This window comes from Salinimicrobium oceani (assembly GCF_012037645.1).
The window spans coordinates 1-517 of sequence record NZ_JAAVJR010000395.1 but is presented as its reverse complement, the minus strand read 5'-3'; the positions used below and the strand labels follow the sequence as shown (position 1 = coordinate 517).

Sequence of the window (517 nt, the reverse complement as noted above, 5' to 3'; positions counted from 1 at the left end):
TTTGCGGGGACGACTGCGTGTGGAAAGGATCAGAGAAAACCCCGCTTACTTCGGTTGCCTGCCAAAGTATTGCGGCCCGTGTTTTCAAAGATGCCGGTTTGCCTGAAGGGATTTCCTGTTTAATAACCGGAGACTATAAAGTGGGAGAAATGCTCACAACAGATGAGCGTGTGCCTTTGGTTTCGGCTACTGGTTCCATAAGAATGGGGAAGAGCGTTGCCCAGGCAGTAGCTGCGAGGTTAGGTAAATCTTTATTGGAGCTAGGCGGAAATAATGCCATCATCGTTACTCCCGATGCCAATATTAAAAACACTGTCATAGGTGCCGTTTTTGGAGCGGTAGGAACCTGCGGCCAACGTTGTACTTCCACGAGAAGACTCATTGTTCATGAAGATGTCTATGACAAAGTTAAAGACGCTATTGTAGCGGCTTACAAGCAACTGCGCATAGGAAATCCGCTGGATGAGAACAATCATGTCGGGCCGCTTATCGACAAGGATGCCGTAAAAAATTATCA

At 47.4% G+C, this 517-nt stretch carries 1 protein-coding gene; it reads left to right on the top strand.

Annotated features, from left to right (window positions below):
- The coding region (locus HC175_RS17360; RefSeq protein ID WP_168139558.1) for an aldehyde dehydrogenase family protein at window positions 1-517 on the top strand (517 nt) is incomplete at both ends.